Origin of the sequence: Sphaerochaeta pleomorpha str. Grapes, from assembly GCF_000236685.1 — a bacterium.
GTDB classification, from domain to species: domain Bacteria; phylum Spirochaetota; class Spirochaetia; order Sphaerochaetales; family Sphaerochaetaceae; genus Sphaerochaeta; species Sphaerochaeta pleomorpha.
The window spans coordinates 1,908,563-1,923,849 of sequence record NC_016633.1; the positions used below are offsets into that span (position 1 = coordinate 1,908,563).

At 45.6% G+C, this 15,287-nt stretch carries 11 protein-coding genes and 1 pseudogene; 8 read left to right on the top strand and 4 right to left on the bottom strand.

Annotated features, from left to right (window positions below; translation table 11 throughout):
- Nucleotides 1-7 precede the first annotated feature (7 nt).
- The gene (locus SPIGRAPES_RS08705) at nucleotides 8-928 is read left to right on the top strand and encodes an ROK family protein (protein WP_014270392.1); all 921 of its coding nucleotides are present in this window, start codon (nucleotides 8-10) and stop codon (nucleotides 926-928) included.
- 858 nt (nucleotides 929-1,786) lie between these two features.
- Here the strand turns inward: SPIGRAPES_RS08705 and SPIGRAPES_RS08710 are convergent.
- Both SPIGRAPES_RS08710 and SPIGRAPES_RS17245 read right to left on the bottom strand, forming a co-directional pair.
- Nucleotides 1,787-3,919 carry a KamA family radical SAM protein gene (locus tag SPIGRAPES_RS08710; protein ID WP_014270393.1) on the bottom strand — a complete coding sequence of 711 codons (2,133 nt, stop codon included), beginning with the start codon at nucleotides 3,917-3,919 and terminating at the stop codon, nucleotides 1,787-1,789.
- 221 nt (nucleotides 3,920-4,140) lie between these two features.
- Nucleotides 4,141-4,323, bottom strand: a pseudogene (locus SPIGRAPES_RS17245) (FGGY-family carbohydrate kinase); the annotation flags it as partial.
- 290 nt (nucleotides 4,324-4,613) lie between these two features.
- Between SPIGRAPES_RS17245 and SPIGRAPES_RS08720 the strand changes: the two are divergent.
- Both SPIGRAPES_RS08720 and SPIGRAPES_RS08725 read left to right on the top strand, forming a co-directional pair.
- Nucleotides 4,614-5,471, top strand: coding sequence for a DUF2156 domain-containing protein (locus tag SPIGRAPES_RS08720; RefSeq protein WP_014270394.1), 858 nt, complete (start codon nucleotides 4,614-4,616; stop codon nucleotides 5,469-5,471).
- On the top strand, nucleotides 5,468-6,247 hold the full coding sequence (locus SPIGRAPES_RS08725) for a GNAT family N-acetyltransferase (RefSeq protein WP_014270395.1): 780 nt from the start codon (nucleotides 5,468-5,470) through the stop codon (nucleotides 6,245-6,247). Before SPIGRAPES_RS08720 ends, SPIGRAPES_RS08725 begins: the two co-directional genes overlap by 4 nt.
- Before the next feature lie 108 nt (nucleotides 6,248-6,355).
- On the opposite strand, the gene SPIGRAPES_RS08730 is transcribed toward SPIGRAPES_RS08725, so the two are convergent.
- Together SPIGRAPES_RS08730 and SPIGRAPES_RS08735 are read right to left on the bottom strand one after the other, a co-directional pair.
- The gene (locus SPIGRAPES_RS08730; protein ID WP_014270396.1) at nucleotides 6,356-7,585 is read right to left on the bottom strand and encodes a hypothetical protein; all 1,230 of its coding nucleotides are present in this window, start codon (nucleotides 7,583-7,585) and stop codon (nucleotides 6,356-6,358) included.
- A gap of 406 nt (nucleotides 7,586-7,991) precedes the next feature.
- Entirely contained in the window at nucleotides 7,992-8,429 is a 438-nt protein-coding gene (locus tag SPIGRAPES_RS08735) for a putative immunity protein (protein ID WP_014270397.1), read from the bottom strand.
- Between the two features lie 188 nt (nucleotides 8,430-8,617).
- Here SPIGRAPES_RS08735 and SPIGRAPES_RS08740 point away from each other — a divergent pair, with 188 nt between their 5' ends.
- From SPIGRAPES_RS08740 to SPIGRAPES_RS08760, 5 genes are all read left to right on the top strand, one after another.
- Nucleotides 8,618-9,328 (top strand): GntR family transcriptional regulator, encoded by a 711-nt coding sequence (locus SPIGRAPES_RS08740; protein WP_014270398.1) that lies wholly within the window; start codon nucleotides 8,618-8,620, stop codon nucleotides 9,326-9,328.
- Nucleotides 9,329-9,487: 159 nt separating this feature from the next.
- The gene (locus tag SPIGRAPES_RS08745; protein WP_014270399.1) at nucleotides 9,488-10,663 is read left to right on the top strand and encodes a YgeY family selenium metabolism-linked hydrolase; all 1,176 of its coding nucleotides are present in this window, start codon (nucleotides 9,488-9,490) and stop codon (nucleotides 10,661-10,663) included.
- 70 nt (nucleotides 10,664-10,733) lie between these two features.
- Nucleotides 10,734-12,140, top strand: coding sequence for an alanine/glycine:cation symporter family protein (locus SPIGRAPES_RS08750; protein ID WP_014270400.1), 1,407 nt, complete (start codon nucleotides 10,734-10,736; stop codon nucleotides 12,138-12,140).
- A 231-nt stretch (nucleotides 12,141-12,371) separates the two neighbouring features.
- Nucleotides 12,372-13,805, top strand: coding sequence for a helix-turn-helix domain-containing protein (locus SPIGRAPES_RS08755; RefSeq protein ID WP_014270401.1), 1,434 nt, complete (start codon nucleotides 12,372-12,374; stop codon nucleotides 13,803-13,805).
- Between the two features lie 157 nt (nucleotides 13,806-13,962).
- Nucleotides 13,963-15,279, top strand: coding sequence for an ABC transporter substrate-binding protein (locus SPIGRAPES_RS08760; RefSeq protein ID WP_014270402.1), 1,317 nt, complete (start codon nucleotides 13,963-13,965; stop codon nucleotides 15,277-15,279).
- Nucleotides 15,280-15,287: the final 8 nt, after the last annotated feature.

Here is a 15,287-nt window from a genome sequence, read left to right on the forward strand (position 1 = left end):
TCTATTCATGAAAAATTACTTATCAATTGATATCGGTGGTTCAAAACTATTAGTAGGAATAGTTAACGATAAAGGTGAAATTCTTGAAGTTAAAAAACTATTATTGGTAAACCCAAATCAAGACAGTATCCTACATTCTGTATATTCTTTATGTGATATGTTTTTTTCTCGATATCATATTGATTGTATTGGCGTAAGTATTCCTGGTTTAGCGGATCCTGTTACTGGGGTGTGGCTCGAAGCAGTGTTTTCAAAAGTCAAAAATTTTCCTTTAGGGAAATTGTTATCAGACCGTTATAAAATTGAAGTATTTATTGAAAATGATGCGAACAATTGTGCCTATGGAGAAAAGCTTTTTGGTTGTGCAAAATTGGTCAATGATTTCATTTGGTTGACAGTAAGTAATGGCTGTGGTTCTGGTATATTTCTTAATGGAAAATTGTTTACTGGCGCAGGTTCAAATGCTGGAGAGTTAGGGCATATTTTTGTTACGAATAAGAAATACAAATGTCCCTGCGGAAATTTTGGTTGTCTCGAATCTGTTGCAGCTGGCCCTGGTATTGTTAGACGATATATTGAAAGTTCAGAAAAAGTCATTAGCAGGAGTATTACAGCAAAAGATGTTGCAGATTTTGCTAAAGCAGGCGATAAAAACGCTATCCAAGTCTATCAGCAAACAGGTGATTATCTGGGCCGAGCTATAGCTGCTTCTGTAAATGTGTTGAATGTTCCTTTAGTTGTAATTGGTGGAGGTATTACGCTAGACAGTGAATTATTCATGGATAGTCTCATTTCATCCGTGGATTCCCATATTTACCGAACGGCTAATCAAAATCTTCAAATAAAAATCACAGAAATGGGGTATTATGCATCTCTGATTGGTGCTATTTCAAATGCAATCATTCAAGACCAGAAACCCAAAATTTAATATTGCTATAGTCAGTTACAGAGTCCAATATTAATTGCTTGAACATATAGATGTTCATATCTTTTGATCAGGTTTTTATTCATTCGTCGAAAGTCAGCTTTTTATTTGAGTATAAAAGAATCAATCTCAACTAAAGCAATATTCAGTTCAGATTCCTTTACATTCCAAGGCCTGATTGGTTCCAATCCGCTTTGGAAATCTCTAGGCTTCCAAAACACATAGCATTCTTGACCAGGAAATCGGGGGTAAAAATATTCGCATATGGAATTGTTTTCTTTTCTGCTACAACGTTGATGTTGAGCACCGCATCCTATCTCTTGTCAGTCAGTTTTTCATTGTGTGAAAGCTACAAGCCCAGCCCGTCACATTTCAGATCTGCCGTAAAAACACTAGCTCCAGAACTCTTGTGAATGTCAAGGAAGTTTTTCACTGATGGCATTTGATTTTAATGTCTTACATCTAAAAAGCATTTTTTAGAATTAATACTATTGACAACCAATTAACTGAGATGGCGATATTGCCACTAGCAAAAAGGTCAAACAGAAAACACCCTTTCCAATAATCTAATTGAACAACTAGCCTTTACTGACCAGCACTTCTTAGGGAAGTTGAACAAGTAGAGAATTAGATTTCTACATGCATAAACCACAAACACTTCCTTGCACCTATGCATGCAGATGTGTACGAAGATTTAATCAGAGAATCACTGTTTAAGCATTACAATAAAGGGGATATGCCTTTTTTTTATTACCCAAGGACATCTGGATAGATGGTTCAAGGCAAATAATGATGCAAGAATCCCTATTTACTGTGATTTTGCATCAAAACTCCAATCAATTTTAGCAATGTAGCAGATCCCTACTTCATCATCCCCTCGAATACAGAACTCCTGGGCTCCAGGCTCCCAGCAGAATAACCCCAGATGGTTTCGTATTCGCTCACGTCTTCACCCATCTGCCCTAGTTGTCTCAGATACTCTGCAATCGATTTCGATTCAATGACGATAACAGAACCCATTTCCTCAATAACAGGGCTGTGGGGCCGGGTATGGTCGAATTCAAATTCCAATATACGTCTGCCATCAGAGGTTATGCCAATGGTACGATAGGTATTGCTCTTGCCCACTCCCGGAAGGTTTAGGGTATTGCGGTCGGTGGAAAGGAATGGTATCTCATCTGATTTCCTAATACTATCGATATTCTCCAACATATGGGGGGCATCGGAAATGAATGGCCTGATAATGCTATGGTATCGCAGGGCAACACGACCAATTGAGCTTTCCTCAATCTGTTCCTGGGTTGACCGGCAATTGTTTGCAAAGACATGTCGGTTTTCCTTGAACCCTTTGACCGTAAAGGTATAGTAGGGAAGCACCCCGATTTCGTTCAGCGTCTTTCTAAGCTTTGCAGAATGTCCCCGCCTGGAGGCGGAGATGGTGAACACTTCCTGGTTGGTCACAGCCCATCCGGCAGAAAGAATGGCTGCAATGGCCTTTTTGGTATCTGGGGTCACTTCCATGGAAGAAGAGATATGTATCTGTACGATACACTGGCTTATACCTACCAGAGAAGCCTTCTCTTTGAACTGGGCAAGCACCGACACCAATTCTTTGGTAATACGCTGGGGAAGATAGACAGGCAGTTTGGTGCCAAGCCTGACCCGTTTCATGGTTGCATACTTCTCCCCTTCCGCTCTTTCCTCATTGTCCAGCAGTTTTTCCTGGGCCATTTTCAACACTGCGTCGAGAATATTTCTGAGGGAAGAGACAGAGCTCATAAAGGCATCGCCGCCGGTTATGAGAATATCGCTCAGGTAGGGGTCTTTTCTAAAATAATCCATATTCAGTGCGAGCATAGTCGACCAGTTGCGTTTTGGCCTAAGCTTTTCCAACTCGAAGTTGAAACGGCCCCTCTGGAAGTCATACATCCGTTGACAGTAGGCACACAGGCCTCCGCAGGCGCGTCCCATGGTGTCAGGAATGAAGATGGCCACATTCGGATAGCGTCGATGGATATTGTGCGAAGGAAGGATCCAGCCAGCAGCATTGGGTTTTCCTTCCTCAACGATATCTTCTTTTTCCCAGGCAACGATAGAACCAAACTCCTCGACCAAGTCCTTGCTGTAGAACAGGTAGTCGCGAAGTACCGCATCGCTATGGGGATGTTCTTGCTCACTAAGCGGGCGGACATCGATGAGGGAAAGGAAATAAGGGGTCGCAAAGATAGGAATACCCTTTTTCTCCGCTGTCTCCATCTGTTCCAGGGTTTCCTTATCGAGGGAATTTTGCAGATACCTATTCAACTCAGAGGAACTGCGAATTGCATACTTAAGCTGGAAACGGTCGTCGCGCCACCAGGTAAGGACCTGTTTCCTTGCCTGCGCGGCATCCATCGAGCCCTTGAGCTGGTAAAACTGGGAAGATTTGTGCTCTGAACGGATTCTCTTGATCAACAGTTGAACAATATATTCCTTGTTTTTTGCACGCCAGGCAATAACCTCTTTATCCAGGCCGGAAGGATGGCGTTCCATCCAAGCTTGTACTTGGCTCCTGGAGGGAACCTCCTTATGGTCTATCCCCTTCAATTGCCTGAGCAGGTGATACATATCTTCTACAAAATCGGGAGAGACAGAAATATCCTCTCCCCGTACCAGTGAACGAAGGATTGCAAGCGGCTGTGAGACTACGCCCTCACCATGCAGGTTCCCATCGGAAAAGCTGCATCCTTCATGGTCGAGATAGTCCATGATCCGCAAGAAAGCCAGGGAAGTCCCCGTAAGTTTGTAAAAACTTTGTTCGTCGTGTACTTCACCGGTATAATAGGACCACGCGTTGGGATGTTCCTTTTGCATTACTTCAGAATAATGGGTCTTGAGCTTCTCTACCAAAGCTTCCAAACTGAGTTTTTCATCCAAAAAGAGGGAACCAATCGTCGATTCATCGGCCCTTATCATAGCGACAAGTTTCGCAATACGTTCTAATTGTGTCTCCATGGGTATAGAATACAGGCTCGAATTCTATTCTGTCAATAAGGACCAGTCCTATGACAATTCTATCAATTTACAGGGCAAGCACTTGGAAAGCATTTGTACTACAAACTGTAGGAGAGTGTACATTGCACAGCTTTTTTCCGACCTTGGTACAAAGCTTCGCAATCGGTCCTAGACCGTGGACTTTCATATTCTTTTTTAGCCTTCCTGGCAAGCACAGTTTTCTAAGAATAGAGACCCAAAGCAATCCCTGAAACAAAAGCCGCACCTTGTCCAGACAGCTCTTCAAGGGAAGCAACACTGACCTTTGACTGAAGGATATCGGACTGAAACTGCATCAAGAAGGAATCCTTTGTGGGACCTCCATCGACTTTGAGTGTTTGCACTGCATATCCTGTTTCATCAAGTGCACGATAGCATCAATCTGCTAGGCAATAGACTCCTCAGCTGCACAAACCAATTCTGCCTTGCCTGTAGTTCTGTTCATTCCAAAGTCAATGCGCAAACAGACATGATTGCAGCCTATAAACTCATACGTATGTTTTTTTGTTACAAAATCATCATACCCTATCAGTTCAGTTGCCTTTCTTGAAAAACTTTCCTATCTTTTATTCTGTTCGTTATCAGGGGTTATTGTTGACTCTCAGCGAAAAAAAATATATGACTGTTTGCGAATATATCTTATCATAGAGGTACCATGTTAGAATTTCATACCCCGTCCGCCGCGGACAAACCATTATTCACCAAGAAAAGCACCTATCTTGCCTACGAATATTACTTCTCCTATTGCATGCTCTGGAAAGATGCAATCGGTATCACTATTTGCAAGACCGATACTGCATTATACATCCACATCAAGGAAGACGATGTCTTTTTATTACCCATGACTGACAATCTGGCAGCTGCCATGCAGGAGCTTGAAACCTACTGCAAAGAGAGCGGAACCCGTTTCCAACTGGAATGTGTCCCCACCGAACAGGCTTTGCAGCTTCAAGAAATGGGCTACAGTATCGAACACATCCGTAATCTTGATGACTATATCTATGAAAGTGAAAAGCTGATAAAGCTTGGCGGGAAGCACCTGCAGAGCAAGAGAAACCATATATCCCAGTTTGAACGGAAATATACCTATACAGTCATGCCCCTTACCAAAGAGGTATTCCCCGAATGCATGAAGATGGTTTCGACCACCTGGCTCGGAGGAAAAGAGATGAACAAGGAAATTACAGATGAACTGCATGCCATTCAGTTTGCGTTCGACAACTGGGACTTATTGAATCTGGTAGGTATCCTTATCTGTGTCGATCACCATCTCACAGCCTTTACTGTCGGGGAAGTCATCGATGACCAGCTGGCTATTGTGCATTTTGAGAAGGGTGACACCTCCTATACCGGGATTTATGCCGTTATAAACCAATTATTCTGTTCCATGTACCTCTCTGATGCAAAATATATAAACCGCCAGGAGGATGTCGGGGTAGAAGGCCTACGTAAAGCAAAGCTCTCCTATCAACCAACGATGATGGTGGAAAAATACCGAGTGAGGAAGCCATGACACTAGAACGGGCAAAGGATACTGATTTCGAGGAATTGAAAACACTCTGGTCGATTGTGTTCAACGAGGAAGCAGCATTCCTTGAAAAATTCTTTGCCCTGCGGTTCTTCCCGGACAGCATCTTTGTTGCCCGGGAGCAAGGCAAGATTGTCAGTGCCCTGCATGCCCTTCCTTCTTTCTATCACCAGAATAAAGTAGTGCACCGATGTGCTTTTATCGTAGGGGCGGCAACCTATGCCGACTATCGCAAAAAAGGCATCATGTCCCATTTGCTCTCGTATTGTAAACAGAACCTCGACTGCCCGATCACCCTCTTCCCTGCAGTTCGCCCGTTCTATGAAAAAAACGGCTATATTACGACAGGGGAATTGCTTCGCTACAACCTGGAAGCAGTAACAGAGTATGAACCAGGAACCGAGGTTTCGCTATCCCAAGATGAACTCGATACCATTTATATGCAGGCAACAATAGCCTCTGGCTCACTTTTGCGAGACAACATCGCCTGGCAATTTCTGCTTGACGGATATCAACTGCTTGCAGTACAAGACGCCTATGCACTTATCAAAGATAATGCTGTTGTAGAAGCCATGGCAATCGATACATCGAGTGCAGTAGCATTGCTCGGCCTCATGAAACAGAAAAAGCTAGACACTTGCGCCGTACTCCATGATTCCCCCTTCTGCCCGCTCATACCTGGAATAAAAGGCACTGTCATCCCCATGGGCATGAGTACAGCCCCCTTCATGCAGGGGTGCTACATAGCAGAACAATATTAAGAAGAAGGGCCACTGCTACATGCAATGGCCCTTGCAATTTCCTTTTCTTATCGTTCAGGTTCCTCACAGAATCCTGCTTCCTTCCTATTTTAGGGCATCAGCTTTGTCTTATTTTACCGTAAACGAAACACTGCTGCTCCACGTGTTGCCTTTGTTGTCTGAGAACTCCAGCATGAAGGGAATTACCGTACCACTGGGAGTGTCCTTTGCGAGGACAAACCTGAAGGTATTCTCCTCTCCTTCAATTGTCCCCTGTTCCACCGTAGGATACCAGCTGTTGTTGGTAACCTGCAGCCCTGCAGGGATTGAACGTACGGCTAGATTGTCTTTAATCATTGTCACATAGGCAGAATCTGTCTTCATCGTTGCCTGCAAACCCTGTAAAGCAACAGTACCGCCATTCTTCAAGGAGAAACCGACACTCAACTGCGTCTGGGTGGGGAGTTTGTCAGCTGCATAGTAGAGAGGCTGTACCGCTTCCACAGAAAGCTCTCTCCACAGTGCCTCGAAAGAAGCTGCCTTCCCTTTAAGAGAATACGTTGCTTCATCGGTTAGTAAGGTCCCTGTTGTCCTATCATACCAACCTGCGAACAGATAAGAGCTATCGGGGGCAACTGGGGTGGGAACCTGTACCTCCTCACCTTCTTTCACTTCAGAGATAAAGTCATTGGTCTTGCTTATGGAATCGGTAAATTGCACCCCGTTATGCCAAATCGCATAGAGCGTCTGGTTGGTATACGGCATTGAAATAGTATCACCGCCTTTATAGGTCACACTATCCTTGGTAATGCCCCAGCCAGCAAGGATTCCCAGTTTCTGACTGTTTACCTGGAGCTGGGAACCATCAGGAAGCGTTATATCGGTCCCTGGGGTTTGGGTGACTTGTTGGCGATACCTATAACTGAACCCTTCCCCGCTGGAGGAAAAGTCAAGGCTCAACGAGGGACTATAGTACCTGCTGTTCTCATACAACCAGGTTGCATGCTCTTTTTTGGCAGGTTCGTCCTCTGCCACAATCCTGGCAAGCAAGGCTTTTGTGGCATCCTCGTCGATACCATAGGAACTGAGGGTTGCCAAACGGGAATAGGCCGCATAATACTTGTCGGCATCTCCCTTTGAGGCTGCTTTTTGCATATCTTTCTGGGCATCGGTAGCCTCTTTGGCAATTCTGTCATTGAGCGCGTCATAGGATTTGATTATAGAATCGATCGAGGCCACATTCAAATCCAAATCCCTTGAGGTTGCATACAACTTCTCCGCATTGGAAGCAGCAAAAAGGGCTGAGGCACTCATAAGAAACAAGAAACTGACCAAAAACACTGTTGATCTTCGCTTCATATTGCATTCTCCTTACATTTTTCGATATAGCAAAGGAGAAACGCAAAGGCAATATCATAAAAGGCAACTCCATGCTTCCACGCAAATATAGTTGCTTATTTGGAGACTTTGTGATCATTGTTTTTCATTTTTGTAATTTCTGTGTCGCTCGGTACATTGTGAGAAAACCAATTCTTTTTTCCTCATGGTAATGATTTTTCTTTCAAACGCCACAAGGCCCTCACTGCACATTTTCCCGGTTCCCTGCTCACGGAAGTCAGCTAGAATCCCGAGTACAAGGGCAAAACGCTTCAGCCTGTGGTATTCATAGCGAAGCTAATCAAAGAGACACATTCTGAGGGTCTTGAACAGGGTTGCCTTACCTGCATGCAATGCGAACGCATCTGTAAACAGGATGCAATCGGTTTCAAGAAGGGTCGTTGAGTTTCTGCAGGAATTCCATCTGCCACTTACTTTCCGTTTCTTTATCCTTGGCTGCTTTGATGGCATAGGCCGCGGCAGGAAGCGCATGGTCCTTTACATGGGCTGTCGAACAAGCATGGCTGCAAGATTTTGCGGCTTCGCTGGCTTCAAGGTTTCCCTCTTCCTTGGCTTTTCTAGCAGCATCATGTGAGGCAAAGGCAGCTTTTCGGGCCTCAAACATCGACATGTTACCCTTTGCCCAGGCCCTGCCGGCTTCCAAAGCAGTACGAGGCCTCATATCCTGGGGATAGACAGCCTCGAACAAAGGCAGGACATGTTCTGCACACGCTGTGGCCCAGATTGCTGCAGTCTTGTGGTCGAGTATGGCCAACTGGCTTTTCAAAATACTGCTTATAGGTACATCGTCGGTTCCTAAATCCATTACTCTCCCCCTATCGCTGGTTATTACCGTACATATACAATAATAAAATATGGTGGATACGCAAAACAAAATAAAATAAATTTGAACAGTGGACATATGATCAAAGTGACCTACCCCCTTGCCATATTCACGTTTTTTAACGAAAATACATTCTGAAAGAACACATTTTAAGCAGGTTTAAAGAAATAATGCCAATCCCCAGCACCAATGACCAGATGAAACGACAATCGACCAAGGACCTAATCTATCAGGCAGTATGCAACTGGATTATCTGCGGCGACCTCACCAGTGGGGAAAAAATTAACGACATGGAACTCGCCAAACATTTCAATGTCAGCAGAACACCCGTAAGGGAAGCTATCCAGATGTTGGAAATCCAGAAACTGGTGAAAGTAATCCCAGGAAAGGCCACGATTGTGACCGAAGTCGATAAAAAGGACATCGGTGATTGCTACCGGCCTTTGGCCTGTATCCAGGGTCTCGCTGCAGAACTTGCTTGCTCCAACATCTCAGAAGAGCAGATGGAAAGGCTGGAACAGATTCACATCCAGTTTTCGGACGCCTGTAAAAACAATGACCCTGAGAAAGCCATACTCTGTGATAGCGAATTTCATAGTATCATCATGGATTGCGCAGACAACCAGTACATGGAAGAATTCTCACAGACAATGATATTGCATATCCAGCGGATAAAATATCATTACTTCCACTCCGACAGGCTAAGAAAAACTTCTGTTGGTCATCATGAGGGAATACTGAAAGCTATCAAGGCAAGGGATGCAGAACTTGCAGGATCGCTCATGAAGAGCCATTGGCTCTATGTCATGCAACGATGCCTAAACGACGTACTGGACAAAAACGACGAAGCAAATCCAGCAGAAAACTTGAACCGTCCCTAATCAGTACCCATAGCCGCCAGAACCGAGAAGGAAATTCCTTTTCGGTTTTTTTATCGGGAAATCTAATCGGTTTTTCTTGACAGATAGAAAAAACGGACACAAGATATCGGGTATATGCAATATATCGCATATTGCATATACCAACAAAGGAGTAATCCAATGACCAGATCTGAACAAGTTATAACGCTATGCCAGGAATTGATACAAAGACCAAGTCTCTCAGGACAGGAACAGCAAGTAGCCACTTTCATAAAGCAGACTATGCTGGAAAAAGGTTTTGATTCCGCAACAATCGACCGCTACGGAAGTGTGCTGGGAACAATAGAAGGAAAAAGAAAAGGAAAGTCGATACTCCTTGACGGGCATATCGACACAGTAGATATCAGTGACCCTTCCCAATGGGCGCACGCTCCTTATGCAGCAGAGATTGTCGATGGCAAAATATATGGAAGAGGCACCTCTGACATGAAAGGGAGTGTCGCTGCCATGATCTTAGCTGCCGCTTTCTTTGCAGAAGACACAAAGAAAGACTTTGCAGGAACCATCTATGTCTCGTGTACCGTCCATGAGGAATGCTTTGAAGGAATCTCGGCAAGGGAGATTACCAGTTTGGCCCATCCCGATTTCGTAGTAATAGGGGAAGCTACGACCACCACTTTAAAAATCGGACAACGCGGACGTGCCGAGATCGTAGTCGAAACAGAAGGGAAAACCTGTCATTCTTCCAACCCAGACAAAGGGGTCAACGCGGTCTATCACATGATGGCCTTGATTGAAGAAATCAAGAAACTGGAACCCAATGTCCATCCGGTACTAGGCAAAGGCATACTTGAACTTACCGACATTGTTTCAAGCCCCTACCCAGGAGCCTCTGTAGTACCTGGCCAGTGCCGTGTAACCTACGACCGACGTACCTTGGTGGGCGAAACCGCAGAGAGCGTATTGCAACCAATCGAGGAAGCAATCGAGAAAGTCAGGCAAACCATTCCCAATCTGAAAGCAAAGGCATACATCGCAGAAGGATCTGAGGCCTGCTGGACAGGGGAAACCATACATGCCAAGCGTTTCTTCCCCGCCTGGATGCTAGACAGCGAGGAGCCTTTGGTACAGAAAGCCCTTGCTGGCCTGAAAGAAGCCGGTATCAAAGCCCCGCTCTCCCACTTTTCCTTCTGTACCAATGGAAGCCACTTCTGTGGTGAACAGGGAATACCTACCATCGGGTTCGGACCTTCACGGGAAGACCTTGCCCATGTCATCGATGAATATATCGAAATTGACCAGCTTACCAAATCCTGTAAGGGATTTGGAGGGATTATTGCCAAAGTCCTGGCATAAGGCCCATCTCAGAAATCGTTTCCAATAGCAGGTACCTACTGTTGTTTGTGATATCTAAAAGGAGGAAATCATGGAACAAGTATTATCTACGATCGCGAATATGTTATGGGGTGCTCCGGTTTTGTTTCTCTTGACCGCGGTCGGTTTGATTTACGCAACAAAAACCCGATTTTTCCAGTTCAGGAAATTCGGGCACATCATGAAGAATACCGCAGGGGAAATCTTCAGCAAAAGCAAGAACAACGGGGAAGGAACCTTGACCCCGTTGCAGGCTGTTTCCACAGCCCTTGCCGGATGCGTTGGTACCGGCAATATTGCCGGTGTTGCCACCGCAATTTTCATCGGCGGACCCGGTGCCGTCTTCTGGATGTGGATGATATCCCTGTTGGGTATGCTCACCAAGTGCGTCGAGGTAACCCTTGCCCAGCAATACCGTATCAAGGGGGAAGATGGCATTTACTATGGTGGCCCGATGTACTATATCGAACGCGGTCTGGGCAAAAAGTGGCGTCCCTTGGCTATATTCTTCTCAGCTACCATCATCATCGGAGGTCTCGGGACAGCTGCCTTTGTCCAGCCCTATGCATTATCGAGTGCCATACATAACACCTTTAACATTCCCCAGTGGATCCCTGTCACCATTGCTGCAACTATCTGCGGGATTGTTCTCATCGGTGGAGTAAAAAGCATTGGTAAGTTCTGTGAAAAAGTCACCCCGTTCATGTGTGTACTGTATGTTGTCGCTGCCCTTGGAGTCTTGATCGTCAATATTGCAAATGTACCACAGGCTTTGGCATCCATCTTCATCTATGCCTTCAAGCCCTTTGCAGCAGTAGGCGGAATTGCAGGAAGCACATTTGCCCTTGCACTTCGCCAAGGTTCAGCCCGAGGCACCTTCTCCAATGAGGCAGGTTGCGGATCATCGCCCATCACCCATGCAACAGCCATGACCCCTCATCCCTTCAAAGAAGGAATGTACGGTTCCTTTGAAGTATTCATCGACACCCTGGTTGTCTGTTCCATGACAGCCCTGGCCATTCTCTCCAGCAGTCCCGACGTCTGGCAGAGCGGGGCAAAGGATGTTGCCTTGACCATGGGTGCTTTCTCCAGTGTATACGGAAATGCAGGGAATATCCTGATAACAGTTGCCATTATGTTGTTTGCCTTCTCTACGATGGTCGGATGGGAATTGAACTACGAGTCTGCTTTCTTCTACATCTTCCCCAAAAAGACCAACGCTGCCAAATTGATCCTTCGATTGATCTGGCTGGTTCCCGGTTTCCTTTCCCTTGGCAAAGCCCCGGAAGTCGTTTGGCTTGTCGTTGACATTGCCTCAGGTCTGTGGTGCATTCCCAATTCAATCGCCCTCATCCTCCTGGCGAAGGTATTCATGAAAGTCTTTGATGACTATAATGAGAAATACATCCTTCAGACGAGGGAAATCAGCGAGAAGTTGGTCGTTGCCTTAGTAGATTAAGACCCTTTCATGCACTCCAATTCTGAAAAGGGAACAATGCCGATCCGTCCAAAGGGTCGGCATTGTCTTTTTCCAAGCAAGTGGATACCAATTCCCTACTATGAGACTGAGTATCTGGAACTTGAAATGAAGGATTGCATTAAAAGATTCTCCAACATATACTTATAGGCACTTGGATGTGATGTAAGCTAGGAATGCAACCTCTGAAAAACAGAAAAAAGGGAGGTTTGCATGCTTCAAGTCCTGCTTGTACACAAGGATTTGCCTGTTTTGGAAACAATCAGGAACCTGCCGATCTGGCAAGGTTCTGACTTTACATTGGTTGCAACCATCAATGACGAACAGGAAGCCTTATCTTTTTTGCATTCACATACTCTCGACATTCTGCTCTCAGACAGCCGCTTGGTCGTTTCCCTTTCCCAGGGAATCAGGGAAAGCGGACACCCCCTTGCTATCCTTACATTGGATACTTCTGAAGGTATTCTCGAACAGGAACGCCTTGCTATGGCTTTATTTGAAGCAAGAAGGAGATTTGTCCTTGAAAAAGGCTTGAAAGCCCTAGAAGAGGAAAAACTGTACCGATGCATCAAAGACGGAGGCATCTCACGTACAGAACAAACCCGAATGTTCAGTTCTGAAAACAAACAAATTGGAATGGCCTTGTTCCACGCTGCTTCAAATTGCAAGGAAATACTGTCGAACCTTTGTAAAGAATCTATACTTATCGAAACGGGACCGAAGGACCTTCTTGTATTGTTTAGTGAGAATTTCGAGTGGAAAGACAACCCTACCGGCTATCTTCGCTATTTACTTGCAAAGGTTGGGACAAACGCCACAGTAGTATGGGACGGATACCTTCGAGAGCCTTTCGACCTGCAGGAAAAGTATCACCGCCTACTAAAACTTTCACAGTACCAGCCATTCTTTTGTGAAGGTTGCCTTATCACCGGGGCAGACATCAACCAACTCCCTGCAATGGATCTGTTCCAATTCTCAACGGAGCTGGAAACCATGCGTACCCTGGCAAAAGGAGGCAACCTCACCACCTTTATTGCACATCTGAAGGACCTCTATAGTTGCAACCTCCCCCAGATATGCGATCAAAACCCCTTATTTCATATCAATAGCCAGATTATGGGATTGTTTTTGCAAGTTGTATCTGAAGGAAACCTGAATCCTTTGGAACTGTTCGGTACACCCTATGTGCCTGTTGAAGAAGTTTTCAACTTATCCTCTACGTTTGAAATGTGCCATTGGTTTGAACGGGCGTTTAGAAAAGCCCAGATTCTCTTACGGGAAAACGAATATCCGGTTGTCCAGAATGAAAAGGTCCAGCATGCCCTACGCATCATGCATCGCCATTACTCCTCGCCGCTGACACTCGACACCTTGGCCTCAGAATGCAAAGTGCATAAAGTATATCTGTGCAGGGTCTTTTCGAGGGATGTGGGAATGCCTTGCCACGAATACTTGCAGAAACTGCGTTTACGAAAATCCATTCCCCTGCTTTTTATCGGAAAAGAATCGAACAAAGAAATCGCCCTCCAGGTAGGGTTTACATCCTATGACCAATTCAGCAAAGCATTTCATCGGGAAATGGGAATGTCCCCCCATCGGTATAAAGAATTGCATAAAGAAGATAGGGGAAACCTATACAGGTACTGAGCCATGCTTGACTTCTGGTTTCTATATTCTATAATTAGTTATAGGAAAAAGAATTATGTTATTTTTTGCAGTAAAAGGTTAAGAAATCACGTGCATAACTTCCTCTTTTTCCTTGGGTTTGTTCATCTGGAATTGTTTTGTTACCAGAGGAGGTGTTATGAAAAAGCTACATGTTTGGCTCTGTCTTTCGGTGATCCTATCGCTGTGCATGGTTCCTCTAACGGCCCAGGCCCAAACGGAACAAGCCATGGCTGCCAAGCCAATGGTAGAGCAAGTTGTCCTCAACCAAAATGTGCCCAAAGGTGATTTGGAGATTTTTTCCTGGTGGGCAGGGGATGAAGGACCAGCTTTGGAAGCGCTTATCAAGGTCTTCGAAAGGAAATACCCTAATATCAAGCTGACCAATGCCACGGTTACCGGAGGTTCAGGGGTAAATGCAAAAGCGGTGCTGAAAACCAGGATGCTCGGAGGCGATCCTCCCGGAAGCTTCCAGGTACATGCAGGTCAGGAATTGATCGGGACCTGGGTTAGTGCAAACAGGATTCTCGACCTCACCCCGCTCTTCGAGCAGGAAGGGTGGATGGAAGTATTCCCAAAAGACCTTTTGAAATTTTTGAGTACCGAAGATGGTATCTGGTCTGTTCCTGTCAACATCCACCGGTCGAATGTCCTCTGGTTTATGCCAGGGAGGCTGAAAGCCTGGGGAATCGAGGCCCCGAAGACCTGGGATGAGTTTTTGAAGATTGCCCCGGCTATCAAAGCAAAGGGAGTCGTTCCACTTTCCCTCGCACAGACCTGGACTGCCAACCAGCTGTGGGAATGTGTTGCCCTGGGAGTCCTGGGCGCTGACGACTATGATGCCCTCTGGAGAGGTGAAATCTCCTGGGTCGACCCAAAAATCGTACACGTCTGGGAAGTTTTCGGTATGATCCTCCAATATACCAATACCGATGCAGCCTCCCTTTCCTGGCAACAGGCTACCGATATGGTGGTCAAAGGCCAGGCAGCCTTCAATCTGATGGGCGACTGGGCTGCAGGCTATATGTCTACCACCCTTAGTCTCAAACCAATGATTGACTATGGCTGGGTAGCTTCCCCGGGGACCAACGGAGTGTTCATGTTCCTGGCTGACAGTTTTGGCAGCCCGAAGGGGACAAAGAATCCCGATGCAACCCTTGCCTGGTTGAAAGTCTGTGGGTCAAAGGAAGGTTCTGACGCGTTCAACCCCTTGAAAGGATCGATATCGGCACGTAAGGACAGTGATTTGAATCTGTATAATACCTATTCAAAGTCTGCTGCAAAGGATTACCAAACGAATAGGATAGTCGGTTCTCTAGCCCATGGAGTCGTTGCCAATGAGGGCTTTATGAACGACTTTTCTACGGTCATGGAGATGTATCTGAATAGTAAGGATGCCAAACAGGCTGCCAACGCATGCCAAGCCATTGCAATTCAGAATAGAATGGGCAAGTAAGTAACTCC